Below are 25,540 nucleotides of genomic sequence, written 5' to 3'. Positions count from 1 at the left end.
CATCTTTTAAAAAAGCGGGGGTACGTTCCTTTAAAGTTTTCAGCATAATAATCATCCCTTCAAAATTAAGATAAAACCTACTCTAGATAGTGAAGCTTATCGCTTGCTTAAAAGGTTCTAAGAAAACGTAAAACAATCGATCCATTTGATTCAGAGACTGTTTCGGCTTAAGATAGAACTATAGTGGAAAAAGGCGGGGTGGGTATGGCAGCTATTGAGCATATTATTCAAACATTTTTTCATCCGATCGTTCTATTACTGGATGTCCTATCAATTGCTATTATTATCGTGGGAGCAGTGCTTGCTTTTGTGAAGCTGCTTCATCACGGAAGCAACAATGAATTTTCTTCTGTTTTACAAAAAAATAAATACATCAAGGCTTATTTAGGCAGCTATATTTTGTTAAGCTTAGAGTTTCTAATCGTGGCGGATATAATTGAAACGATCATTAATCCAACCTTTCAAGACATTATCAAATTGGGATTGATTGTCGTCATCCGAACGATGATTTCTTATTTTTTAAATAAGGAAATCAGTGAATTTTCTGATGAAGAAGCGAAGAGATAGAAAGAAAATGATGTGGAAGGATAACTCAATAAGTTAGTAATTTTTTAAAAGAAAGAAGTAAACGTATGGAAGACTATTTCTTTCTTTTTTTCTTTGCGATTTGTTATTGATTCCCGCTTGAAGGAGTGGTATGATTATTTTGTTTCGGGAGTGGATGGGTTCTGGTGTTCCCTCTGGTCTTCAAAACCAGTATGAGGAGTTAGGAGCTTCTTGGGTGGGTTCGATTCCCACACATTCCCGCCAATATGACCTTAATCACCGATGTTGCTAGATTTAGAATTCTTTCTAAGTAGAGGAGCATCGGTTTTTTATTTTTTAAAGGATTGGAGAGATTAAAGTAATGAAGGAATACAAATTTGAATCCCAGATATATGCTTCTGAAGTCGGTAAAGGGGGCGCCTATATTATTTTTCCTTACGACATTCGAGAAGAATTTGGTAAAGGGCGTGTCAAAGTCCGCGCCACCTTTGATGGTTTTGACTACCAAGGGAGTATCGTAAACATGGGCGTAAAAAACGAAGACGGCAGTATTTGCTATATTTTGGGAATTCGGAAGGATATTCGAAAGAAGATCGAAAAAGATATCGGTGATACTGTCTCTGTCCGTGTTTTTGCCATGGAATAAAAGCCAATTGTTTAAAAGGCTATTTTGATAGTTAGAGTAAGTTTTCGTAAGAACAAGGAAAGAAATACTCATAGATATGTATGGAAATGAACTGAATGATGAAAATTTGTTCGGACATATATGGCGATATTTTGAATTTTCTGTTACTCTGTATACAAATACTTAGTGAAGGAAAGGGCAGGCTATGAACCAATCAAAATATCAGACGATCGCCGATGAATTGAAATCAAGGATTCTTTCTGGTGAATACAAAGAAAATACGGCGATTCCGCCAGAATTACAGCTACAAAAAGATTATCAGGTAAGCCGACACACGATCCGCCAAGCGATTGCCTTGCTTGTGAATGAAGGCTTTCTTAGAAAAGAAAAGGGTTCGGGAACTTACGTAGATATAAAGTATAAACAAGAAAGTAAAGCGCCAAGCAATAATCATAAAACCATTGGTGTTGTTACCACCTACTTATCTGATTACATTTTCCCTTCGATTATTCGCGGCATTGAAAAGACGTTAAGGGAAAAAGGCTATTCGCTTTTATTAGCTAGCACGAATAATGATTTTCAACAAGAAAAGCAATGTATCGAAAAAATGATCACTCAAGGGGTGGAGGGGTTGATCGTTGAACCGACCAAAAGTAATCAGTACAATCCGAATCTAGCACTGTATGTTCGCTTAAGAGAGCAGGGGATTCCGATGGTTATGATCAATGCTGTTTACGAAGAAATCAGTGCGCCTTTTATTTGCGTAGATGATGTTGAGAGCGGCTTTTTAGCGACAGACTATTTGATCAAAAACAATCATAAAAAGCTGCTGTTAGTCACAAAAATAGATGACCTCCAAGGGAAATATCGGATGAAGGGATTCATTAAGGCCTGTGAGAAATCTGGTATCCAATTTTCTCCAGAGGACATCATTACCTTTGAAACAGAAACAAGAAAAACCATTTTCGATCAGGTCCAGGCGCGATTGAAAGAAGAGCCTCAGATTACAGGGCTTGTTTGCTACAACGATCAGGTGGCTAGCAGCTTAATCGATCGTCTAAGTGCAAATGGCTTACAGATTCCTCAAGAGCTTTCGGTAATTGGAAATGATAATTCTGCCTTGAGCAAAATAGGGAATGTGAAGCTTACGACCTTGAATCATCCGAAGGAACAGATGGGACAGGATTCGGCTAATTGGATCATCGAAGCGATCGAAGAAGGTCGCGATCCAGAGAATATCCTCTATGAACCAACGTTAATTGAAAGAGATTCAGTCACACCATTATAAATCATCAAAAAAGCAGCTCGTAGTAGGAGCTGCTTTTTTTGCGTGTTCAACGGAATATTTGTACGAACAAAAATAAATAATCGGTTGACATGTACGTACATAAATTGTATGATAACGGTAACAAATAGAGAGCAAGGGAGGAGATTCCTATCAAAACGAAGGAAATGATCGCAAAAATCAAACTGGATATCATGGATGGCCGGACAGCTTTAGGAATCGAGTTTGGTTCTACACGAATCAAGTCAGTCTTGATTGGATCAGATTTGGTGCCGATTGCTGCAGGAAGCTTTGAATGGGAAAATGCCTTAGAAAATGGAATTTGGACGTATTCATTAGAGGATATTTGGAAGGGCTTACGAGTAAGCTATCGCAAAATGGCAACGGAAGTCTTCGAGGAGTATGGTGAAACTTTGTCGACGATCGGCTCGATCGGCTTTAGTGCCATGATGCATGGTTATATGGCCTTTGATAAAGACGATGAATTGCTGGTTCCTTTTAGAACTTGGCGCAATGCCATCACAGCCGAAGCGGAAGAAAAGCTGACGGAGGCTTTTCAATACAACATTCCACAACGCTGGAGTATCGCGCACCTTTATCAAGCAATTCTAAATCAGGAAGAGCATGTAAGCGAGATTCACTTCTTGACCACCTTAGCAGGCTACATTCATTGGCAGATGACCGGACAAAAAGTCTTGGGTGTTGGCGATGCCTCCGGCATGTTTCCAATTGATACGGAGACAAAGAATTATGATCAACAAATGGTGGAAATTTTTAGCCAGTTGACTGAAGGAACGGCCTTTACTCAAGAATTAAGTCAAGTATTACCGAAGGTGCTGCTTGCAGGAGAAGCCGCTGGAACGTTGACGCAAGAAGGCGCATATCTGCTTGATCCTACAGGAACATTGCAGCCAGGGATTCCGCTTTGTCCCCCTGAAGGAGATGCGGGAACTGGGATGGTTGCGACGAACAGTGTGCGTCAAAGAACGGGAAATGTCTCAGCTGGAACCTCGGCCTTTGCCATGATCGTCCTAGAGGAGAAGTTAAAAGAAGTTCACCCAGAAATAGATTTGGTGACGACGCCGATGGGGGATCTCGTGGCGATGGTTCACACCAATAATTGTTCCTCTGAAATTAACGCTTGGGTCCATTTATTTAAAGAATTTTCTGAAGCGTTGGGATTGGATATTAGTACAGAAAAGCTGTATACCACACTGTTTGAAAAGGCTTTGGAGGGGGATCCTGACTGTGGAGGGCTGCTTTCTTATGGGTATCACTCTGGTGAGAATATTACCGGAATGAATGAAGGACGACCATTATTTATCCGTACACCTGAGAGCAAGTTTGACTTAGCGAACTTCATGCGTCTGCATTTATCCAGTGCCTTTGGAGCGATGCGAATCGGGATGGAAATTTTGAAAAAGGAAACAATTCGAATTGATAAATTAGTCGGACATGGCGGAATCTTCAAGACCCCTGAAGTCGGTCAACGAATTTTAGCCTCAGCAATGGAAGCGCCTGTGACCGTGATGGAAACAGCTGGCGAAGGCGGTGCTTGGGGTATTGCTTTGCTAGCGGCCTATCAGTCGGAGGAAGTGCTCACACTAGCAGAATTCTTAGAGCAGAAGGTGTTCGCAGGCAGTGAAGGAGTAACACTTGAGCCGAAGGAAGAGGATCTGCAGGGCTATAGCGAATTTATTGAACGGTATGAAAAAGGTCTGAAGATTGAAGCAGAAGCCATCCAAGCGTTGAAATAAGGAGAGAGTCCCATGTTAGAACAACTAAAAGAAGAAGTTTTTCAAGCGAATTTAGAACTACCAAAGCAAGGATTAATCAAGTATACCTGGGGAAATGTTAGTGCTTTTGATAAGGAGACCGGCTATTTTGTCATCAAGCCTAGCGGCGTAAGCTATGACGAAATGAAGGCTTCGGATATGGTGGTCGTTGATTTAGAGAATACTGTCATTGAAGGAGAATTAAATCCTTCCTCAGATACACCAACCCATGCGGTCTTATATCAAGCTTTTCCTGAAATCGGCGGTATCTGTCACACGCATTCTACTTGGGCAACGATTTGGGCGCAGGCAGGATTGGATTTACCAGCGATGGGAACCACGCATGCAGATACTTTTTACGGAACGGTGCCATGTGCCAGATTTTTAACCCAAAAAGAAATAGATGACGGATATGAACATGAAACAGGCAAGGTCATTATCGAAACCTTCAAGAAACGAGACATAGATGTGATGGAAATCCCTGGTGTTTTACTTCACGGACATGGGCCGTTTACTTGGGGGAAAGATGCTAAAAGTGCCGTTATGAATGCGGTCGTTTTGGACGAAGTAGCGAAGATGAATCTCTTTGCGCGTCAGTTAAACAGCTTTGCAGAGGAGCTGCCGCAACGAGTTTTAGATAAGCACTATTTAAGAAAACACGGAAAAAATGCCTATTACGGGCAAGGAAATTAAACTCACTATTATAAAGGAGCGAACAGGAATGTTAGAAGTAAGCAAAAAAGAATTTTGGTTTGTCGTAGGATCACAACATCTATATGGAGAAGAAGCATTAAAGAGCGTGAAGGCAGACGCAGAAGCAATCGTTAAGGGTCTGAATGACAGCGGGAAAATGAAGTACTCAATCGTCTTGAAGGAATTAGCGGTAACATCCGATACGATTACAAAAATCATGAAGGAAGTCAATTATCGTGATGATGTAGCAGGTGTCATTACTTGGATGCATACCTTCTCACCAGCAAAAATGTGGATTCGCGGCACAAAATTATTGCAAAAACCTTTGCTGCATTTAGCGACACAATTTAATGAAAGCATTCCTTGGGATACGATCGATATGGATTTCATGAATTTGAACCAGTCGGCTCATGGAGACCGTGAGTACGGCTTCATCAATGCCCGCTTGAAAAAACAAAATCAAATTGTTGTCGGCTACTGGCAAACGGATAGTGTGCAACAACAAATCGCTGACTGGATGGATGTCGCTGTCGCATACAATGAAAGCTTCAATATTAAGGTAGCGCGCTTTGGGGACAATATGCGTAATGTTGCCGTCACTGAAGGGGATAAAGTCGAAGCGCAAATTCAATTCGGTTGGGTCGTTGACTACTTTGGTATCGGTGATTTAGTGCAGTATGTAGAGGCTGTCAAAGAGGAAGAAGTCGATGAGCTATTTGCTGAATACAAAAAATTATATGATTTTGATTATGGTGATTATGATCATGACACATGGGAAGCCCATGTCAAGGTACAGGCAAAGCAAGAAATTGGGATTCGCCGTTTCCTAGAGGCGGGTGATTACAACGCCTTCACCTCTAACTTTGAAGATTTGTACGGCATGCAGCAATTACCTGGATTAGCTGTTCAACGCTTAATGGCTGAAGGCTACGGCTTTGCAGGGGAAGGTGACTGGAAAACAGCGGCCTTGGATCGCTTAATGAAAGTAATGGCCCACAACGAAAACACTGGCTTCATGGAAGATTACACATACGAATTGGCTGCCGGCAAAGAAGCGATTCTGCAATCACATATGATGGAGGTCGATCCGACTTTAGCCGTGAACAAACCAAAAATTGTTGTTTCCCCATTATCAATGGGTGACCGCGAAGATCCTGCGCGCTTAGTATTTGATGGAAAAGCAGGGGACGGTGTAGTTGTTTCAATGGCGGACTTTGGTACCCACTATAAATTATTGATCAATGAGGTTGAAGCTTTTGAACCGACAGAAGCTGCGCCGAATTTGCCAGTTGCCCGCGTATTGTGGAAAGTAAAACCAAACTTCCATGATGGTGTCGGCCAATGGATTCAAACAGGTGGGGGACATCATACGGTTGTTTCGTTGAATTTGACGACAGAACAGATCATTACTTGGGCGAAATTGGTTGATTTAGAATACGTTACTATCAAGTAGGAGATAAGAATATTGGCTTGGATTTTTCTGAGCCAATATTTTATTCGACTAATAAAAGTAAAAATCACTATTAATTTTCGAAAAGGTATTTACATTTCTGGTAATTAAAGGTATATTGTACTAAAATAATAAAAGTAAAAATGACTAAAAAGGAGTCTTACTCATGGCAACTAATTTTGATTCAAAGGAATACTTAGGAAAAGTCGATGCTTGGTGGCGTGCAGCGAACTATATCTCAGTCGCGCAAATGTATTTAAAGGATAACCCGCTGTTAAGAAAACCACTAGAAAAAGAAGATGTGAAGACGCATCCTATCGGTCACTGGGGAACGATCGCAGGTCAAAACTTTTTATATGCGCATTTAAACCGTGCAATCAATAAATACGATTTAAACATGTTCTACATTGAAGGCCCTGGTCACGGCGGACAAGTAATGGTGTCCAATTCCTACATCGACGGCAGCTATACAGAGATCTATCCTGAAATCACTGAAGATGAAGCCGGCTTGAAGAAATTATGCAAAATGTTCTCATTCCCAGGCGGGATCGCTTCTCATGCGGCGCCAGAAACTCCTGGATCTATTCATGAAGGCGGCGAGCTGGGCTATGCCTTGTCTCATGCGACCGGCGCAATTTTAGACAACCCAGATGTTATTGCTGCGACAGTTGTCGGTGATGGTGAAGCAGAAACAGGTCCATTAGCTGGCGGCTGGTTCTCAAATGTCTTTATCAATCCAGTAAACGACGGTGCGGTATTGCCAATCGTTTACCTAAATGGCGGAAAAATTTCTAACCCAACGATTCTTTCTCGCAAAAGCGATGAAGATTTGAAGAAATACTTCGAAGGACTTGGCTGGAAACCTTACTTTGTTGAAGGAACAGATCCAGAAAAAGTTCACCCAATTATGGCTGAAACATTAGACAACGTAATTACTGAAATCAAAACAATTCAAGCAGAAGCTCGCAAAGGCAAAGCGGAAGATGCGGCAATGCCGAACTGGCCAGTGATCTTGTTCCGTACCCCTAAAGGCTGGACAGGTCCGCAAACGTGGGATGGCGAACAATTAGAAGGAACGTTCCGTGCGCACCAGGTGCCAATTCCAGTTGGTTCAGAAGACATGGAACATGCCGATAAATTAGTCGATTGGTTGAAATCATACCGTCCAGAAGAATTATTCGATGAAAATGGAAAGATCATTGATGAATTAAAAGAGATCTCACCAAAGGGCGATCGTCGCATGTCAACCAATCCAATTACAAACGGCGGGATCGATACAAAACCGATGAAGATGCCAAATTGGAAGCAATATGCGATTGATACAACGACCCCGGGTGCGGTAATGGCACAAGATATGATCGTCTTTGGTCAACAGGCTCGCGATATGATTACAGAAAACCCAACGAACTTCCGAATTTTTGGACCAGATGAAACAAAATCAAATCGCTTAAACAAAGTATTTGATGTAACCGATCGTCAATGGATGGAACCAAAAAACAGTACCGACGAATGGCAATCATCTGCCGGTCGGGTAATTGATGGTCAATTGTCTGAACACCAAGCGGAAGGCTTTTTAGAAGGATACGTCTTAACAGGACGTCACGGATTCTTTGCTAGCTACGAATCGTTCTTGCGCGTGGTGGATTCTATGTTGACACAACACTTCAAATGGATGCGTAAGGCTAGTGCCCATGCATGGCATAAGGAATATCCAGCATTGAACTTGATCGCGACATCTACTGTATTCCAACAAGACCATAACGGTTATACGCACCAAGATCCAGGCGTCTTGACTCATTTAGCTGAAAAGAAACCTGAATTTATCCGTGAATACTTGCCAGCCGATGCTAACAGCTTGATGGCGGTAATGGATAAAGCGATGCAAGACAAACAAGTTATCAACCTAATTGTTTCAAGTAAACACCCACGTCCACAATTTTACTCTGCCGATGAAGCAGAAGAACTCGTTGAAAAAGGCTTGAAGGTCATTGACTGGGCAAGTACCGACGAAGGGCAAGAACCAGATCTTGTGATCGCAGCCGCAGGGACCGAACCAAACTTAGAGGCTCTAGCCGCTGTATCGATCTTAAACAAACAGTTCCCTGATTTGAAGATCCGTTTTGTCAATGTAGTGGACATTTTGAAATTACGTCATCCAGATATTGATCCTCGTGGATTAACAGATGAAGAATTCGATGCAATCTTTACTGCGGACAAACCAATCGTCTTTGCTTTCCACGGCTACGAAGGGATGGTTCGTGATATCTTCTTTGATCGTCACAATCATAACTTGCGTATCCATGGCTACCGTGAAAATGGGGACATCACGACACCGTTTGATATGCGTGTCTTCAGCGAATTAGATCGCTTCCACTTAGCACAGGATGCGGCTAACGCTGTCTACGGAGAAGAAGCACAATCGTTCTCTAACGAAATGGATGAAACATTAACAAAGCACCATGACTTCATTCGAACAGAAGGCCGAGACATTCCAGAAGTTGAAGACTGGAAATGGGAAGCCTTGAAACGTAAAGAATATCATTTTAGCTAAGAATAGCTGAATGACTAAGAACCGCAATCATCGCCAGTTTACTGGACGGATTGCGGTTCTTTTTTTCTTGTTATTGAATTTTCTTGCGATACTCCTTTGGTGAAAGGCCTTCTTTCCGCTTAAAAATATAGCTAAAGTAATTGGGATCATTGTAGCCGATCTCTGAGGCGATCGTTGCTAATTTCCAGTCCGTTTCCTTTAATAAGCGTTTTGCCTCTGTAAGTCGTTGTTCGGTTAAGTATTCAATAAACGTTTTCCCGAGTGCCTGTGAGAATACTGTACTGAAATGGGAGCTGCTTAAATTAATGTGTGTCGCCACACTGCCTAAGGTCAGGTCTGAATCTGAGAAATGCTGCTTAATGTAAGTGATAGAGTGTTCTAAAAGCTCGCGATATTGTCCCATACTGTCACTAATGATTGTTCTTTTTAAAAAGGCCAGCGATTGCTCAATATAGGTACGGAATAAAAGCGTGTCGGAAACGATCGTTGACAGCTTTCCTTGTGAAGGAAGCGGGAAAGGCTCTTTTGATTGTTTATTTCGTTCGCTGATCAGCGGATTTAGTTGGTTTAGTAAAAATAGCCTAAATAATAACGGATTTTCGTCCCTCTCTGTTTTCTGAATAATTTCTTCGACGAGGTGCGGAAGCTCCTTGTTACTGATTTGTTCGAGCTTCTCTTTTAACGGAAGCGACTGTTGGTATTTTTGGAATTGCTCATTAAAATCTTGATAATGAAGAACGTTTTGCTTAGTTTTGATCACGGAATATTCCAACAGCTGCTTCGCTGTTTCATAGCTATTTTCAATTTCGCTGATTCGTTCTACCGGGTGACCGATCGCCACGACGAGATTGGATTCACCTGTGTTTAGTTCAGAGTATAGTTTGATCGCTGTATCCTCCGCCTTTTTTAAGAGTGTCGCTTGGTTTGGATGAAAGATCATGATTTTAATGAAGCGGGAGGAGAGGCAGGAGAAGAGCAGCTCCTCATCCGAATGAAATAGTCGGGATAGTTTTTCTCGAAAGCGTTCATAATCCGCAAAGTTCTTGTTGAGATAGTTGGTGACAAGAAGTACGATGTATTTTTTACCTGCGATTTGTCTGTTTAAACGACGCGCCTCTTCGATTGCTTCAGAGGTAGACCACTGATTGCCAAAAATCGCATTTAGAAAAAGATTTTTTTGGACATCGAAGGAATAAGTGTCAACAGGAATGGGCTGCTTTTTTTGCTCCAATCGTGCGATTACTTTTTCGAGACTGCTTTTTAATTCGTCGTGCTTGATGGGCTTTAGTAAATATTCCGCGACCTGTAAGTGAATCGCGGCTTTGGCATAGGTAAACTCATCGAACCCGCTGATAAAGATAATTTCTGTAGCAGGAAAGCTTTTTTTGACTTCCTGAGACAGTTCGATACCGTTCATAAAGGGCATGCGAATATCTGTTAATAGAATATCTGGCTGCTCCTCTAAGATCAGAGAAAGGGCTACCTCTCCGTCACTTGCTTCCCCAACAACTTCGAGGGGAAGTGTCTCTGCCAGCTGATTTAAGTTTCGCTTTAACGATTCACGAATCAAGTGTTCATCTTCGACTATAAATACCTTAAACATCTTTTAGGGCTCCTTCTTCCATAATAGGAATAATTACGTGGACCGTCGTCCCAGTATCTACTATGCTTGTGATTTCAATTTTCGCTTGTTTGCCATAATAAAGCAGCAGGCGTTTATTTACGTTAAACAGGCCATAGCCAGCATTAAAATCAGTATCCAAGCCATTTTTCAGCTCTAAATTGATTTCCTGCAGCTTCTCTGGCGGAATGCCTTTTCCATTATCAATAACATAAAAGTGGATATGCCTTTGGTCATCTAAAAAGGCCTGTACAATGATTTTTCCAGTCCTTCGTACCAGCTTTGTTCCGTGATAAATCGCGTTTTCAATAAGGGGCTGTAAGATCATTTTCAGCATGGAGTAGTTCTTGATTTTATCTTCAATTTCAATCGAATAGGTCAAGGAATCTCCATAGCGAATTTGTAAGATGACTAAATAATCGGTAATGTGCTTGATTTCCTTTTCCACGGGAATCCAATCCTGCCCCTGACTCAGAGAAATTCGAAAGAAATCGGAGAGGGCATAGGTCATCTCTTTGACTTTATCCACGTCATTCATTTCCGCCAAGACAAGGATGGCATCTAAACTGTTATAAATAAAGTGAGGGGTGATCTGTGCCTGAAGGACTCGTACTTCACTTTGCGCAAGGTTGTATTGCTTCAAGGCATTTTCTTCTAAAAGCACTACGAGGTTATCTGCCATCTCGTTCATGCTGTTGCTTAGCTTTAACAGTTCGTTGCCCGGCAATGTTTTAATTCGATAGTTGAGCTTCCCATCGGATAAGGCGTCTGCCATTTTGATCATTTCATCCATCGGCTGTTGAATTTGTTTGACTAGTCGTTGATTGGTTTTTCTTGTAAATAGAATGATCAAACAGATGATCACGCCTTCAATGATAGACAAAACAATGATGGAACGCCGGACCTGTTCACTATGATTGGCAGCTAGCTGAATCTCGACGGTAACAAAATCTTGAAGAATATCATGAACGAGTTTGGTAGCGGCTTCGACTTGATTCATTAATTCTTGATTTTCATTAAATGGTGCATCCTGCTGGACATTTCCAACGATTTTTTCTAAGAAGCTGTTCACATTGTCTAACGAACGAATCACAATATTCAATGTCGCACGTTCCTGAGCACTTTGTGTGTTCTCTTTTATTTGTCGGATTTCTTTCTTTACTCGGCGAACACTATTGCTTTCGGTAAACTCACTTGGCTTCGTTTGGCCATAGGTGAGGCTCCAGGCTTCCTCCATAATATTTTCTTCCACATCGTTTGCAATTCGATTTGCTTCAGAGATATTGCTGATGCTGCGTTCATAGGTGAAGAGGTAACGCGTATAAATCAAGACGCTGATAATTAGTGGAACGATGGATAAAATCAACATCAGCCAGCTGATTCGTTGAAGAAGTGCCTTTATACTTAACTGTTTTTTCATGGCCGCCTCCTAATAATTTCTTGGTGGGATGGTAGAAAGAGGATTTTGATCAGAAAAAACAGTATCAGAAACATAAATATCCTCAGAAATTGTTTCTTTAGCGAAGTAGCGTTTAACGGTATTTGCCACCAGCTCGCCCATAAAAGGATTGCATTCCACTACACAATTGACTTTGTGCTGCTTCAGCAAATCAATCATTTCCTTTTGGGCATCAATACTTACGATCACAAAGTTGTTCTCCATTTTCGCTGCTTCAAGAGCATCTAAGGCACCTAACGTCATTTCATCATTATGAGAATAGATGACATCAATATTTTGAAGTTTTCCTGCTTTGATCGCCTCCGAAAAAGCCTCCTTTGCCTTTAATCGGATATAATCACCAGTGATAGTTTGGGTGATCTTTATTCTAGGATCACGTCCGACCGTCTCAGCGAAACCATCATGGCGCAGACGTGTTGGAGAAGTATGGTCCGACCCTTTGATTTCAAAAACGTTTACGGACTCCTTCTCTTTTTTTTGATAATAATTCGAGACATATAAGCCTGCTCGTCCCCCCTGAGCTTTAAAGCTTGAGCCGATATGAGTCAGAAACAGATCGGTTCTTTCCGTGGCAATGTTGCGATCAACAATAATTACAGGGATCCCCGCTTTTTTTGCCTCTTCTAAAACGGTTTCCCACCCATTTTCCTGAATCGGTGAGAGAACGATCAAATCGACTTGATAAGCGATAAAGGTCATCACGTCTTGAAACTGCTGTTTAGGATCTGAAAAGCTGTTTCGTGCCATCACTTGATAATTTTGTTTTTCAAGTTCTTCGGTGATGGATTTATTTTGTGCTTTGCGCCAATTGCTTTCTGTACCAGCTTGAGCAAAACCAATTGTGCGTTCATTTTGATCTTCTGAGGGTTCGTTGTTTTGACAGCCCGTAAGCAGGAGAGCCAAAAGTACCAACAGAATAACTTGGATTTTTTTCACTTGTTTGCTCCTTTTTCTTTCTATTATATAGCGCTATCATTTCTAATTCTAACATGTTTAGGCATTTCAAAAGAATGTCAAGAATCACCAAAAAAAATCCAAGAAATATAGAATTTCGAAAAAAACTTCCAGAATATTTCAAGAAATCAAATAAGAATATTAATGAAAGCGTTTGCTGTTAATCGTAAACTAAGTCTATCAAATATGTTTTGGAGGGAAAAATATGAAACGAGGGTTCAAGAAAATGTTAGTCGCAGCTGCCTTACTAGTGGTGCTGCCAACGCTAGCTGCCTGCGGCGGTAAAGGAAACGCTTCAGGAGGCGACAAAGGCTATGTCGGAGTATCTATGCCGACCAAATCAGCAGAACGCTGGATCGCTGATGGCAACAATATCGTGAAGCAATTGAAAAAGAAAGGGTATAAAACAGATCTACAATATGGAGAAGATAAGGTCGAAAATCAAGTAGCGCAAATCGAGAACATGATTACGAAGGGTGTCGATACTTTAGTCATCGCATCCATTGATGGCTCCGCACTTACCGATGTTTTAGAAAAAGCACATCAGTCGGATATCAAAGTAATTGCTTATGACCGCTTACTAATGAATTCTAAGTATGTTGATTATTACGCTACCTTTGATAATTTCGGCGTAGGTGTTCTGCAAGCATCTTATATTGAAGAAAAATTAGGATTGAAGGATGGAAAAGGCCCTTACAATATTGAACTGTTTGGCGGATCGCCAGATGATAATAATGCACTGATTAATTACAACGGAGTCATGTCCGTCTTCAAACCTTATTTTGACAGTAAACAGCTAACAGTCCCATCTGGTCAAACGAAATTCAATCAAATCGCGACCTTGCGTTGGGATGGCTCAACCGCTCAGTCACGGATGGATAACTTATTGAGTGCTAATTATACCGATAAAAAATTGGATGCTGTGTTGTCACCTTATGATCCAATCAGTCTAGGAATTATCTCTTCATTGAAAGGTGTTGGCTATGGTTCAGCAGATAAGCCGCTTCCCGTAATTACTGGACAAGATGCAACGATCGCAGGAGTGAAATCAATTATCGCTGGTGATCAAACCGAAACGATTTTTAAGGATACACGTGTATTAGCAGACAACACTGTGGAAATGATCGAAGCGATTCACGACGACAAGAAGGTGCCAGTGAACGATGAAGAAACCTATGATAACGGAGAAAAAGTCGTTCCTACTTATTTAGCGAAGCCAGTGTCTGTAGATAAGGAAAACTACAAGCAGGAATTGATCGATACGAAATACTATACAGAAAAAGACTTAAGCGAATAAAAAAGGGAACGAGAAAAGTATGAGCAGTCTTCGTACTTTTCTCGATCCTCTTAATAAGGAAGTGGAGAAATGGCCGATTACATTTTAGAAATGAAAAACATCGTGAAGGAGTTCTCTGGTGTTCGGGCCTTGGATGATGTCAACCTAAGTATCAAACGAGGAGAGATCCATGCACTTTGTGGAGAGAATGGCGCTGGGAAGTCGACATTAATGAATGTGTTAAGTGGTTTGTACTCATATGGCAATTATTCAGGCGATATTATTTATGACGGCGAAACCTGTCAGTTCAAAGGGTTGCGAGACAGTGAAGAGAAGGGCATCGTCATCATTCATCAGGAATTGGCATTAAGTCCGTACCTATCGATTAAGGAAAATATTTTTTTAGGCAATGAGCAGACGAAGCATGGCATTATTGATTGGAACTTAACAGAACGGAAGACAGAAAACTTACTTAAAACAGTCGGCTTAAAAATTAACCCGAATACGCTTGTTTCACAAATAGGGGTAGGACATCAGCAGCTTGTGGAAATCGCAAAAGCCTTTTCGAAAAATGTACGCTTATTGATTTTAGACGAACCAACGGCTGCTTTGAATGAAGAGGAAAGCGCCAATCTACTGGAATTGATCAAAGAATTTCGGAATCAGGGGATCACCTCGATCATTATTTCTCATAAGTTAAATGAAATCGTTGATGTCGCGGATCGAATCACCATTTTACGTGACGGTCAAACAATTGAAACCCTAGAAAATGAAGACATTACTGAGGAACGGATTATCAAAGGAATGGTGGGAAGAGACCTCACGAACCGCTACCCAGATCGTCACCCAAACATTGGCGAAGTATTTTTCGAAGTGAAGGATTGGACAGTGCATCATCCAATTGATACTGCCAGAGTGATGAATAATCACATCAATTTCACTATTCGTCGAGGAGAGATCGTTGGAATCGCGGGCTTGATGGGGGCAGGACGAACAGAGTTTGCGATGAGCGTCTTTGGCAATTCCTATGGCAGCAATATCAGCGGAAAAATCTATAAGGACGGAAAAGAAATAAAAATCAAAGATGTCTCTCAAGCCATACATAATGGATTGGCCTATGTATCTGAGGACCGTAAGGCACTGGGATTGAACCTATTAATGGACATTCGTGAAAATACAACCATTGCCAGTTTAGGAAAAATAAGCAAAAGCGGTGTTTTAGATAAAGAAAAAGAAGTCACGGAAGCGGAAAGCTATCGAAAGAAAATGCGGACAAAAGCCAATAACGTGTTTCAAAATGTTGGCAGCTTAAGTGGTGGGAATCAGCAAAAAGTCGTCTTAGCAAAATGGTTGATGACTGAACCCGATGTGTTGTTTTTAGATGAGCCGACTCGTGGGATCGATGTGGGAGCCAAATATGAGATCTACACGATCATCGAAGAAATGGCGGCACAAGGCAAGTGCGTATGCATTATTTCTTCGGAGCTGCCGGAAATTATCGGGATGTGTGACCGTATTTATACGATGAATGAAGGAACTATGACTGGGGAAGTCTTACGAGCAGACGCAAATCAAGAGACCTTGATGAACTTGATGACGATGGAAGAGGAGGCAGTATCCTAATGGAGAATGCAACGAAGGAAAGCAAAGAAAGAAGTACCATAAATATCAAAGAAAAAGTATTGGATATCTTTAGTAAATATAGTATGGTCATTATTTTGATCGCGTTATTGATCGCCTTCCAATTAATGACCGGCGGCATTTTTCTACGACCGTTAAATATCACCAATATCGTATTGCAAAACAGCCATATCTTAGTTTTAGCAGCCGGTATGCTGCTTGTTGTATTGTTGGGATTTGTTGACTTATCTGTTGGTTCGGTTATGGCCTTTGTTGGCGCGATCGCCGGGATGATGATGGTGAACAATCATATGAGTCCATGGCTCGCTGTTCCTATCTGTTTAGCAATCGGGGCATTGATTGGTGCTTGGCAGGGATTCTGGGTCGCGTATGTTGGGATCCCAGCATTTATTGTTACACTGGCTGGATTACTAATGTTCCGTGGACTGACACAGGTCGTTTTAGGCGGACAATCGTTGGCGCCCTTCCCAAGAGCCTTCCAAAAGATTTCTACAGGGTATCTGCCAGAAGTTTTTGTTTCTTCTTCAGGTATGCACTTTTTGACCCTGATTTTGGGAGCGGTGTTGGCCCTAGGTTTAGTATTCTTCCAATGGAAGGCGCGGGAAAAACGGAAACAGAATTTATTTGAAGTTCCTTCAATGAATGCCTTCATTTTTAAATCAGTATTGACGGTCGCGATTGTCTTAGGATTAAGCTACATTTTCGCCGCGTATCAAGGATTCCCAGTTATCCTAATCATTTTAGGCGTTATCGTTGGTGTCTATGGTTTCTTAACCAATAGCACGGTTGCTGGGCGTCAAATTTATGCGACCGGCGGAAATTTAAAAGCGGCGCAATTATCTGGGATCAAGACGAAAAAAATCACGTTTTGGGTCTTCGTAAATATGGGGATGATGGCTGCTTTAGCTGGATTGATTTTAGCGGCGCGATTGAACGCGGCGACACCTCAAGCAGGGACTTCTCTTGAATTAGATGCCATGGCCTCTGTTTACTTCGGTGGTGCGTCTACCTCAGGCGGGATCGGTACAATTACTGGAGCAATTGTCGGTGGTTTGGTGATGGGTGTTCTGAATAACGGGATGTCGATTTTAGGGATTGGTGTGGACTGGCAGCAAGCGATCAAAGGGTTGATTTTACTTCTTGCCGTAGTACTAGATATTTATAATAAAAAACGCAAAATCTCTTAAGGAGCAACTTTATGACTGATGAAAAACGTATTTTACTCATATGTACAGCAGGGATTACTTCTGGTCTGCTGGTAAAAAACATCCAGACAGCCGCAGATGAGCAAAACATTCCTATTCGAGTGTATTCCGCTCCAGCCATTATCGCGGAACAAGCCATTCAAAATCAGCACATTGATGGTCTGATGATAGGCCCACAGTCAGAATACGAAGTGAATCGATTGAAAGACTTTTTAAATTATAAAGCAGTAGCTTATAAAATGATCAAAAAAGAAGATTACGAAACGTTAAATGGCGAGGCAGTGCTGCAAGATATTGTCACAAATTTTTTAGAATAGAATACAGTAAAAAGGGTCGAGAAAAATTTTTCTCGACCCTTTTCACGTATACAAGCTATTTATTTCGTTTATTCAACCAATCCGTAGAGACATCCATCGCTGCTCTAGTCGCATTGCTTTGATCCATTGAATTGACCATTACAAAGTCGTGAATCATGCCTTGGAATCGAATTTGCGTGACATCCACGCCGGCATCTCGCAGGTGACGAGCGTATTCTTCACCTTCATCTCTTAATACATCCGCTTCACCGTTCAGGATCATCGCGGCTGGAAGGTCTGTTAAGTCTTCTTTGGTCGCTTGTAAAGGAGAAATTGTTTTGATGGATGCGTCCTGTCCCTCAGGAAGGTAATTATCCCAGAACCATTTCATGCCCTCTTTTGCCAAAAAGTAGTCGGTGGCGAATTGATGATAGGATTCCGTATCAAATCCGTGATTTGTTACAGGATAGTAAAGCAGCTGCTGCTTAATTTTCGGACCCTTGCGATCTTTCGCCAACATCGTGAGAACCGTCGCCATATTTCCGCCAACACTGTCGCCAGCTATGGTGAGCCGATCTGTATCGTATCGTCCTTCTGCCTCCTCCACAAGCTTTAGAAGAACCGCATAGCTTTGCTCGATCGCGACAGGATATTTTGCCTCTGGGGAACGGTCATATTCAGGAACAAACACAATAGAATTTGTCCGAACCGCCAATTCTCGCACTAATTTATCATGTGTGTGGGCACTCCCTAGCACCCAGCCAGCGCCGTGAATATAAAGAATAACCGGTAATTTTTCCGTCGTATGTTTTGGTTTTACCGTTCGTACATTAATGATTCCGTGATTACCTAGGTCCCATTTTTCGTCCGTTGTATCGGCCTCTAATTTATTTACAGGAGAATCTTGAACTTGCTCTAACAGTGCGCGTGCGTCATTTACGGGTAATTGATAAATATAAGGTTCTTTTTCATTGGCAATACTAAAATCTAAAGCAGATTTTTCTAAAGAAATTCTTTCCGTCATATCAATTCCTTCTTTCCTGTGTTGTCCAAACATCATAGTATGAACCGCTCTCATTATCAAAACATCAGCTTGTTCAGGAATGGACGAATGATGGAAACAGTGCCATGTATGGCTTTCTAAAGCTTAAAACGCCCATTTTTTCTATCAATGATGAATTGAAAGAAATCTCAAATTAAATAGTAAAAGCTGATACTAGTACCCAAACAACAGAAACCGCTTTAATTATAGACAATAGTAAGTTACTCTTCATATGGAAAATAAATTGATGGGGGACAACAAGATGGAGAGAAAAATTGTTGCTGTAACTGCTTGTGCGGCTGGTATTGCTCATACCTATATGGCCGCAGAATCACTTGAACAGGCGGCTAAGAAAATGGGCTATGGAATAAAGGTGGAAACGAATGGAGCGATCGGGGCAGAAAATGTTCTGACTGCTGAAGACATTGAACAGGCTGACGTAGTCATCGTCGCTTCGGATATTAAAATCGATCCGCTTCGTTTCACAGGAAAGCCGTTATTTGTTACGAAGTCGATTCCTGCGATAGAGGATTCTGAGGCGTTGATCAAGCAAGCATTTGAAGAGGCGCAGGTCTTTGGGAAAAAAGGATCAAAGGTCGGAAAGATCCAAATAGGAAATGATAAGGAGAAGGTGAATTTCTTCACCCATATTATGAGTGGTATTTCTTACATGGTACCGATGGTCATTGCGGCTGGTTTGATTTTGACCATCGCCAATTTGTATGCGTTTCAAAAAGATGATCTAGGCCGGATTGTTAATTGGGGCTTTGACAATAAAACACAAATGGGTTTCTTGATGTCGAAGCTGTTTTACGTTGGACAAATTGGTTTTAAATTGATGATTCCGCTGTTTGCCGGATTTGTGGCGAATTCGATTGCCGACAAACCAGCAATCGCTCCAGCTATGATTGGTGCGTACCTCGTAAATGATCCAGAGTTTCTGAATACGGAAGCTGGAGGAGGGTTCATTGGTGCGATTGTGGTTGCCTTTATTGTTGGCTATCTTGTAAAAGGGCTAAAGAAAATCAAATGGCCGAAGCTATTAGTACCAATTGTACCGATTATGATCATTCCATTTATCGCTACGGCTATTATTACATTAATCGTCCTTTATATCATTGGGAATCCAATTGCTATTGGCATGGATGCGATGTATCAAGGGTTGACGAACTTAAATAATAATTATGCTGGAGCGCCTATTTTGATCGGTGCCATTTGCGGCGCCATGATTGGGTTTGACTTAGGCGGTCCAATTAATAAAACAGCACTGGTATTTGGAACGGCTATTTTTACGGATACGTTGACAAAGTATGGGATTGATGGCGCAAATTTTGTACCCGGTACAGCTACGCAAGCAGCGATTTCAGTAGCGCCTCTAGGGGTTTGGTTAGCAACCATTTTGTTCAAAAAGAAATTCTCTAAAAATGAAAAAATTGCCGCAAGTGCCGCTTTTGGTATGGGGATCGTGGGGGTCACAGAAGGAGCGATTCCTTTCGTCGCTGCAGATCCAATTAGAATGATTTTTTCTAACGTAGTAGGTTCAGCCGTTGCTGGCGGATTAGTGGCCGCGACAGGATGTAAGTTCTATGGCGGAATTGGCTCGCCCTTAGGAACATTCATTGGCTATATAGAACAGCCGATTCCTTTTATCACATGGATTTTATGCGTTAGTGCTGGAATTTTAACCACGGGGCTGCTTATTGGATTTACCAGAAAGCAGATAGTTGAGGATAGTATCATTGAACAAGAAGAGCAAGAAGAACACGATCAAATGATGGAAACAGTAAACGAATAGGCAGGTAGAAAAAATGAATAAAGCAGTATTTAATCAAGAGCATATATTATTTGATGAAACATCCACCACTCAGGAAGAGGCATTCAAGAGTCTTGCGAAATTTGCTTATGACGCTGGATTCGTATCTGATGAAGAGAGCTATTTTAATGGATTAAAGGAAAGAGAGCAGGAGGCGACGACAGGATTCAAAGATCATATCGCTATCCCTCACTGCAAAAGCAGTGTAAATAAGAAGCCCGGTTTATTTCTCCTGAAGTTTGCTCATGATATTCCATGGAATTCTTTGGATAAGAAGCCTGTAAAAGTAGCATTTGGTTTAACCATCCCAGAAGAAGGGGCAACAGAGCATTTGAAATTGCTAAGCTTAATCGCTAGAAAATTAATTGATCAAGAGTTTAGAGACGGAGTTCTAAAGCAGGATAACCCAGAATTACTAGCAGAAATTATTGATCAAATTGATTTCTCTTAATGCGTCAGATAATACCGAGAAGAATAACTTATGAAGTAGGATGGCACTTATGCAAAGAAAAGTTCATGTAATACATCACACCCATTGGGATTTTGAATGGTATTTCACTACCAACGAGTCATTTGTACAGTTGGTCTATCATTTAGATGAAGTAATGCAGGCTTTAGAAGAAAATCAAATCGATTATTATTTATTAGACGGTCAGATGAGCATTTTAGATGACTATTTAGCAAGCTTTCCAGAGAAAAAGGAACGCTTGACACAATTGGTAAAAAACGGAAAATTAGCCATTGGTCCCTGGTACACGCAAACGGATGAATTAATTGTTCGGGGAGAATCGATTGTTAGAAATTTGAATCTAGGGATCAAGTTAGCAGAATCCTTAGGAGGTTATATGAATATTGGCTACCTTCCAGACTCTTTTGGACAAAGCAAGGACATGCCTAAAATATATAACGGATTCGGTATTCAGCATTCAGTTTTTTGGCGTGGTGTGCCTAATGAGATTACTACTAAGAGAGAATTTCATTGGAAAGCGGAAGATGGTTCAAGTGTATTAACCTCCAATATAAAGGACGGCTATTTTGTCGGAGTTGGATTGATTTATTCAGATGATGCACAATCGTTGATTGAAACGATCTCCAAGGGAGCGGTTAGTGAGTCGTTAGTTTTACCAGTAGGAGGTGATCAACGCTATGTCGATTTCAATTTGCGTGATCGAATAGAGCGATACAATGATAAATTGACCGATGTGGAATTGATGGAGAGCACTTATGAATTGTTTTTTGAGGCCGTTAAGGAGAAAGAGCTTCCAACGGTCGAAGGAGAATTTATCTCCAGCTCTGTCTCAAAAATACATCGATCGATCTATTCTTCACGATACGACCATAAATATTTAAATGACAAGGTTGAAAGACGTATGCTTTATCAAGCGGAACCTTTAATGGTGATGGCTGAAACCTATGGTATTCCCTATAAAAAAGGGTTGCTAGATCGGATTTGGAAGCTGTTGAATAAAAATCAGGCACATGATTCGGCTGGCGGATGCAATAGTGACCCAACCAATCAAATCATTCTGGAGCGTTTTGTCGAAGCCGATCAGTTGTCCTATTCTTTAGTGGATTATTTGACGAGAAAAATTGCGGAATCCCGTCCGATTATTTCAGAAGGAGAGCTAGTTGTTTTTAATACCTTGCCATGGAAAAACAAAAAAGTGATGAAGTGTGAAGTATCCACACCGTTTTCCTCTATCTCACTGAAAAAAGATGGCAACGAAGTCCCATTTGAGGTGTTGAATACAAGAAAAGAATTTTCCGGCTCTATTCGTCGGGAGAAAAAGCTGGCGGATACAGATGACTACTACTTCGTGCATGAAGTATTGCTAGAAGCAGAAGTTCCAGCACTTAGCTTCCTTACGTATCAAGTAGTAGAGAGCTTAGAAGAATCTACTGAGTGCTCTAGCGAAGCCTCGCCAGTTGATTCAATCGAAAATGAATACTATCAAATTATTTATGAAGCAGGCGCTTTAGTACTAGTAGATAAGAGAAATGGAAAAACCTATAGTCACTTTTTGGCTTTTGAAGACAGTGGCGATGAAGGGGATACCTATGATTTTTCTCCTCCATATGCGGATCATAGCTACTCACTAGATTTAAAGGAAGCCAATTGCGACTTAGTACAAAATACCTTAATGGAAAAATTAACCATATCTGGGGAGTGGAAAATCGCGAAGGATTTACAGGAACGTCAGGAGAAAAAGAGAACACAGGCGATCCCGTATAAGCTGACGATTCAGTTGATGAAAGGAAGTTCTCAGATTCAATTCCATCTAGAGCTAGACAATCAGGCGTGTGATCACCGTATGAGAGTGCTGATCAATACCCCACACGAGAATGATTTTTCTTACACGGATACGCCCTTCGGCACAGTGAAGCGACAGGTTGAAGATCCGCATATTCATGATTGGAAAGAATTAGGCTGGCGAGAAGAACCAACAGCAATATTTCCTATGCTGACGTATGTAAACAGTCATAATTCCAACTCTAGCTGGACAGTTTTCAGCAAGGGGATTAAAGAATACCAGTTTGTGGGAAAACGATTTGAAACCATAGCACTGACTTTATTCCGCTCTGTCGGTTATCTTGGTCGACCGGATCTCTTGAGACGGCCTGGTGTGGCTTCGGGAAATGAATTCAAATATATTCCGACGCCTGACAGCCAATTGCAGAAAAAAATGACCTTCAAATTCTCTCTTCAGCTGAATAAGGAATATCAGCCGGCAAAGCTTGCTAAAGAGTATTTAGATTATGCGATAAGCTGCCCTTATTATCAGCTGCAGGAACTGAATCGTTTTACAACGACGCTGAAATATTTTGTGTCGAATCCGTTAAAAAACAAAGTAACTTCAAAGGAAGGGATCACCATTGATAGTGACACACTTGTGTTTAGTGCCTTGACGAAGACGACAGAAGGTGCGGGATTTGATGTTCGTGTATACAATCCGGATGTTCGTCTGGAAGTTGAGGGTGGAACGATTAAAGGAACGCATGAGATGAGTTACACATTTGTCGATCTTAAAGGAAAGGCTATTTCTTCAACTGAAAAAAATGATACTATTCCTCTAGGTACCTTTAAACCAGGCCAAATAAAAACGATCCATATCGTTGATTGAGGAGAATCTCTATGCAAGAAGACATTTTTATTTTAATCGAATCCTGTCGCTTGAATTTTACTTCTGTTGAGCAAGTGATCGCTGATTATTTACTAAGTAAACAGCCGTCCATGACGATCGACAAGTTATCCGAGCATTTAGCTGTATCGAAAGCGTCTATTACAAGATTTTGTAAAAAAATTGGATTGAATAATTACAAAGAATTGATTTTTCTCTACAAGCTGTCGTTAGATAATGAAGCTTCCGGTGTCTCTGTTTCTTCAAAAATAACCGCAGCGTATCATTCGCTGGCAACTCGCAGCGATAGTAATTATTCACAAGAAGTAGTCGACGCTTTCTGTGAGGTGCTCCATCAGCATAAAATTATTCATTTCTTTGGGAAAGGGTTCAATTCTTATGCTGGTGCTGACTTTCAATTCAAATTCTCTAGGGTTGGCAAATATGTACGAGTGATTGCTGATGAAAATTCGATTTTGATGTCCGCACATTTTGCAAATAAGGATGAGTTAATCGTGGTTTCGAGTTTACGAGGGGATGACGAAGAACTACTAGAGGCTATGAAGATTGCCAAAGATCGAAAGGTCCCGATTTTATTGATCACGTCCAATCGTTATTCTCAGCTAGTTCCTCATGCGGATGTTGTTTTAATCGCCGCAAGCTTTACGCGAGAAGAAGCGTTGGGAAATATTTCTCCGCAAATCCCAATTCTTATCCAACTGGACATGGTTTATGAAAGATATATTCACTTATATTCAGATGCGATCTCCCAGTGGTTAGAGTCTGAACAAATATTGCACAAATAAAAGGAGTAAACATGAAAAAATTTCCGAAGAATTTTTTGTGGGGTGCGGCGATGTCAGCCCCTCAAACAGAAGGGGAAAGTTTGAGCTTTGGAAAAACTGAGACAACGTGGGACTATTGGTTTCGAGTGTCCCCTGAAAACTTCTATGAGAATCAAGGACCAAGTGTCACCTCTGATATCTATAACCAGTATCTAGAAGACTGTCAGCGAATGAAGGAGATTGGCTTGAACTCCATTCGAACATCCATTTCATGGGCGCGTCTGCTCCCTGATGGAAAGGCGATTAATCAAAAAGCTGTTCAATTTTATCGAAATTATTTTTCAACGATGCTGGAAAATGGTGTCGAACCAATTATTAACCTCTTTCATTTTGATCTACCCATGTGGCTAATGAAACAGGGGGGATGGGAAAACCGAGTATCTGTTCAAGCCTTTGCCTTTTATGCAAAAACTTGTTTTGAGTTGTTTGGTGATCTTGTTGGGAAATGGACGACCTTCAATGAGCCGCTTGTTCATATAGAGTGCGGATATTTGTATCAATATCATTATCCCGCTATTGTTGATTTCAAGCGTGCGATTCAAGTGGGGTATCACACCTTGCTCGCCCATAAAGCGGCGGTAAAGGTGTTTAGAGAGGTCATAGAAACTGGAGAAATCGGCATTATTTTAAATATTTCTCCAACCTATCCTAGAAGTGCCTCTGATGAAGATCAGTTGGCGGCTTTTCGTTCCGATTTATTGAATATTCGAAGTTTTTTAGATCCGTCAGTATTAGGAACAATCCCTGAGGAATTAGTCACGTTATTATCAGAAAATGGTCTGTTGCCAGAGGTGAAGGAGGAAGATGACCAGCGAATTAGAGAAAATTTAGTGGATTTTATCGGATTAAATTATTATCAGCCAAGACGAGTACAAGCTCCTGAATCTCCAACTGTTCCCGCAAAAATGCCTTCAGATTTTTATGCGGCGTATGATTGGCCAGATAAAAAAATGAATCCTTATCGTGGATGGGAAATTTATCCTGAAGCGCTTTATGATGTGGCTATGATGATGAAAGATAAGTACAACAATATTCCTTGGTATGTTAGTGAAAATGGTATGGGCGTAGCGAACGAAGAACGCTTTATGAATGACGCTGGAGAAATTGAAGATGACTATCGTATCGCTTTTATGAAAGAACATTTGTCTTACTTGCATAAGGGGATTAGTGAAGGAAGTCATTGCTTTGGATACCATGCATGGACATTCATAGATTGCTGGTCGTGGCTAAATGGCTATCGAAATCGGTATGGATTCTATCGATTAGATTTAACGACACATGAACGTTCTATAAAGAAAAGTGGTCGATGGATTCAACAAGTAAGTGAAAATAATGGATTCTAGG

20 protein-coding genes and 1 tRNA gene are annotated in these 25,540 nt (G+C 41.1%); 17 read left to right on the top strand and 4 right to left on the bottom strand.

The genetic code is table 11. The features are described 5' to 3' along the window. Positions 1–204 precede the first annotated feature (204 nt). The 8 genes from IGI50_RS20700 (at position 205) to IGI50_RS20665 (ending at position 8,925) form a co-directional block, all read left to right on the top strand. Positions 205–567 carry a DUF1622 domain-containing protein gene (locus tag IGI50_RS20700; protein ID WP_010743984.1) on the top strand — a complete coding sequence of 121 codons (363 nt, stop codon included), beginning with the start codon at positions 205–207 and terminating at the stop codon, positions 565–567. Between the two features lie 146 nt (positions 568–713). Beyond that, positions 714–810 (top strand) — tRNA-Sec (locus IGI50_RS20695). 97 nt (positions 811–907) lie between these two features. Beyond that, positions 908–1,192: a DUF1905 domain-containing protein gene (locus tag IGI50_RS20690; protein ID WP_438778381.1), complete on the top strand. Its 285-nt coding sequence runs from the start codon at positions 908–910 to the stop codon at positions 1,190–1,192. A gap of 184 nt (positions 1,193–1,376) precedes the next feature. Then, the gene (locus IGI50_RS20685) at positions 1,377–2,459 is read left to right on the top strand and encodes a GntR family transcriptional regulator (protein ID WP_438778380.1); all 1,083 of its coding nucleotides are present in this window, start codon (positions 1,377–1,379) and stop codon (positions 2,457–2,459) included. Positions 2,460–2,623: 164 nt separating this feature from the next. Further along, positions 2,624–4,213, top strand: coding sequence for a xylulokinase (locus tag IGI50_RS20680; protein WP_438778379.1), 1,590 nt, complete (start codon positions 2,624–2,626; stop codon positions 4,211–4,213). A gap of 12 nt (positions 4,214–4,225) precedes the next feature. After that, on the top strand, positions 4,226–4,924 hold the full coding sequence (locus tag IGI50_RS20675; RefSeq protein WP_060789377.1) for an L-ribulose-5-phosphate 4-epimerase: 699 nt from the start codon (positions 4,226–4,228) through the stop codon (positions 4,922–4,924). A 28-nt stretch (positions 4,925–4,952) separates the two neighbouring features. Then, positions 4,953–6,377 (top strand): L-arabinose isomerase, encoded by a 1,425-nt coding sequence (gene araA, locus IGI50_RS20670; RefSeq protein ID WP_438778378.1) that lies wholly within the window; start codon positions 4,953–4,955, stop codon positions 6,375–6,377. A 163-nt stretch (positions 6,378–6,540) separates the two neighbouring features. Continuing rightward, on the top strand, positions 6,541–8,925 hold the full coding sequence (locus IGI50_RS20665; protein ID WP_438778377.1) for a phosphoketolase family protein: 2,385 nt from the start codon (positions 6,541–6,543) through the stop codon (positions 8,923–8,925). 70 nt (positions 8,926–8,995) lie between these two features. Here the strand turns inward: IGI50_RS20665 and IGI50_RS20660 are convergent, their stop codons facing one another. The 3 genes from IGI50_RS20660 to IGI50_RS20650 are packed head-to-tail and all read right to left on the bottom strand — an operon-like array spanning position 8,996 to position 12,941. Then, positions 8,996–10,528 (bottom strand): response regulator, encoded by a 1,533-nt coding sequence (locus IGI50_RS20660; protein WP_438778376.1) that lies wholly within the window; start codon positions 10,526–10,528, stop codon positions 8,996–8,998. After that, a complete protein-coding gene (locus tag IGI50_RS20655; protein ID WP_438778375.1) occupies positions 10,521–11,966 on the bottom strand; it encodes a sensor histidine kinase in 1,446 nt (481 codons plus the stop codon). The genes IGI50_RS20660 and IGI50_RS20655 overlap by 8 nt, the downstream gene beginning before the upstream one ends. A 9-nt stretch (positions 11,967–11,975) precedes the next feature. Then, positions 11,976–12,941 carry an ABC transporter substrate-binding protein gene (locus IGI50_RS20650; RefSeq protein ID WP_261661034.1) on the bottom strand — a complete coding sequence of 322 codons (966 nt, stop codon included), beginning with the start codon at positions 12,939–12,941 and terminating at the stop codon, positions 11,976–11,978. Between the two features lie 223 nt (positions 12,942–13,164). Between IGI50_RS20650 and chvE the strand changes: the two genes are divergently transcribed. From chvE to IGI50_RS20630, 4 genes are all read left to right on the top strand, one after another. Next, entirely contained in the window at positions 13,165–14,256 is a 1,092-nt protein-coding gene (gene chvE, locus IGI50_RS20645; protein ID WP_028021028.1) for a multiple monosaccharide ABC transporter substrate-binding protein, read from the top strand. Positions 14,257–14,325: 69 nt separating this feature from the next. Next, positions 14,326–15,858: a multiple monosaccharide ABC transporter ATP-binding protein gene (mmsA, locus tag IGI50_RS20640; RefSeq protein ID WP_010743973.1), complete on the top strand. Its 1,533-nt coding sequence runs from the start codon at positions 14,326–14,328 to the stop codon at positions 15,856–15,858. Further along, positions 15,858–17,063: a multiple monosaccharide ABC transporter permease gene (mmsB, locus tag IGI50_RS20635; RefSeq protein WP_028021026.1), complete on the top strand. Its 1,206-nt coding sequence runs from the start codon at positions 15,858–15,860 to the stop codon at positions 17,061–17,063. The genes mmsA and mmsB overlap by 1 nt, the downstream gene beginning before the upstream one ends. Positions 17,064–17,074: 11 nt before the next feature. Next, positions 17,075–17,398, top strand: coding sequence for a PTS sugar transporter subunit IIB (locus IGI50_RS20630; RefSeq protein WP_438778374.1), 324 nt, complete (start codon positions 17,075–17,077; stop codon positions 17,396–17,398). A 55-nt stretch (positions 17,399–17,453) separates the two neighbouring features. On the opposite strand, the gene IGI50_RS20625 is transcribed toward IGI50_RS20630, so the two are convergent. Beyond that, entirely contained in the window at positions 17,454–18,401 is a 948-nt protein-coding gene (locus IGI50_RS20625; protein WP_438778373.1) for an alpha/beta hydrolase, read from the bottom strand. A gap of 280 nt (positions 18,402–18,681) precedes the next feature. Here IGI50_RS20625 and IGI50_RS20620 point away from each other — a divergent pair, with 280 nt between their 5' ends. From IGI50_RS20620 to IGI50_RS20600, 5 genes are read left to right on the top strand one after another with little or no spacing between them, the layout of a single operon-like run. Then, on the top strand, positions 18,682–20,214 hold the full coding sequence (locus IGI50_RS20620) for a PTS fructose transporter subunit IIC (protein WP_438778372.1): 1,533 nt from the start codon (positions 18,682–18,684) through the stop codon (positions 20,212–20,214). Positions 20,215–20,227: 13 nt separating this feature from the next. After that, positions 20,228–20,683: a PTS sugar transporter subunit IIA gene (locus tag IGI50_RS20615; protein ID WP_028021023.1), complete on the top strand. Its 456-nt coding sequence runs from the start codon at positions 20,228–20,230 to the stop codon at positions 20,681–20,683. Between the two features lie 49 nt (positions 20,684–20,732). After that, a complete protein-coding gene (locus tag IGI50_RS20610) occupies positions 20,733–23,354 on the top strand; it encodes a glycoside hydrolase family 38 C-terminal domain-containing protein (protein ID WP_438778371.1) in 2,622 nt (873 codons plus the stop codon). Between the two features lie 11 nt (positions 23,355–23,365). Then, positions 23,366–24,157 carry a MurR/RpiR family transcriptional regulator gene (locus IGI50_RS20605; RefSeq protein WP_010743966.1) on the top strand — a complete coding sequence of 264 codons (792 nt, stop codon included), beginning with the start codon at positions 23,366–23,368 and terminating at the stop codon, positions 24,155–24,157. Positions 24,158–24,168: 11 nt separating this feature from the next. Then, positions 24,169–25,539, top strand: coding sequence for a glycoside hydrolase family 1 protein (locus tag IGI50_RS20600; RefSeq protein ID WP_438778370.1), 1,371 nt, complete (start codon positions 24,169–24,171; stop codon positions 25,537–25,539). Position 25,540: the final 1 nt, after the last annotated feature.

The organism is Enterococcus sp. DIV0170 (assembly GCF_051710765.1).
Classification (GTDB): Bacteria; Bacillota; Bacilli; order Lactobacillales; family Enterococcaceae; genus Enterococcus_A; species Enterococcus_A raffinosus.
The sequence above is the reverse complement of the archived record's forward strand: the minus strand, read 5'-3'. Positions and strand labels throughout refer to the sequence as shown.

Coding starts and splice junctions, on each gene's coding strand:
- IGI50_RS20610 (WP_438778371.1), top strand. CDS start 20,733: ATGCAAAGAAAAGTTCATGTAATACATCACACCCATTGGGATTTTGAA.
- araA (WP_438778378.1), top strand. CDS start 4,953: ATGTTAGAAGTAAGCAAAAAAGAATTTTGGTTTGTCGTAGGATCACAA.
- IGI50_RS20615 (WP_028021023.1), top strand. CDS start 20,228: ATGAATAAAGCAGTATTTAATCAAGAGCATATATTATTTGATGAAACA.
- IGI50_RS20600 (WP_438778370.1), top strand. CDS start 24,169: ATGAAAAAATTTCCGAAGAATTTTTTGTGGGGTGCGGCGATGTCAGCC.
- IGI50_RS20655 (WP_438778375.1), bottom strand. CDS start 11,966: ATGAAAAAACAGTTAAGTATAAAGGCACTTCTTCAACGAATCAGCTGG.
- IGI50_RS20700 (WP_010743984.1), top strand. CDS start 205: ATGGCAGCTATTGAGCATATTATTCAAACATTTTTTCATCCGATCGTT.
- IGI50_RS20660 (WP_438778376.1), bottom strand. CDS start 10,528: ATGTTTAAGGTATTTATAGTCGAAGATGAACACTTGATTCGTGAATCG.
- chvE (WP_028021028.1), top strand. CDS start 13,165: ATGAAACGAGGGTTCAAGAAAATGTTAGTCGCAGCTGCCTTACTAGTG.
- IGI50_RS20680 (WP_438778379.1), top strand. CDS start 2,624: ATGATCGCAAAAATCAAACTGGATATCATGGATGGCCGGACAGCTTTA.
- mmsB (WP_028021026.1), top strand. CDS start 15,858: ATGGAGAATGCAACGAAGGAAAGCAAAGAAAGAAGTACCATAAATATC.
- IGI50_RS20685 (WP_438778380.1), top strand. CDS start 1,377: ATGAACCAATCAAAATATCAGACGATCGCCGATGAATTGAAATCAAGG.
- IGI50_RS20675 (WP_060789377.1), top strand. CDS start 4,226: ATGTTAGAACAACTAAAAGAAGAAGTTTTTCAAGCGAATTTAGAACTA.
- IGI50_RS20665 (WP_438778377.1), top strand. CDS start 6,541: ATGGCAACTAATTTTGATTCAAAGGAATACTTAGGAAAAGTCGATGCT.
- IGI50_RS20690 (WP_438778381.1), top strand. CDS start 908: ATGAAGGAATACAAATTTGAATCCCAGATATATGCTTCTGAAGTCGGT.
- IGI50_RS20630 (WP_438778374.1), top strand. CDS start 17,075: ATGACTGATGAAAAACGTATTTTACTCATATGTACAGCAGGGATTACT.
- mmsA (WP_010743973.1), top strand. CDS start 14,326: ATGGCCGATTACATTTTAGAAATGAAAAACATCGTGAAGGAGTTCTCT.
- IGI50_RS20625 (WP_438778373.1), bottom strand. CDS start 18,401: ATGACGGAAAGAATTTCTTTAGAAAAATCTGCTTTAGATTTTAGTATT.
- IGI50_RS20605 (WP_010743966.1), top strand. CDS start 23,366: ATGCAAGAAGACATTTTTATTTTAATCGAATCCTGTCGCTTGAATTTT.
- IGI50_RS20620 (WP_438778372.1), top strand. CDS start 18,682: ATGGAGAGAAAAATTGTTGCTGTAACTGCTTGTGCGGCTGGTATTGCT.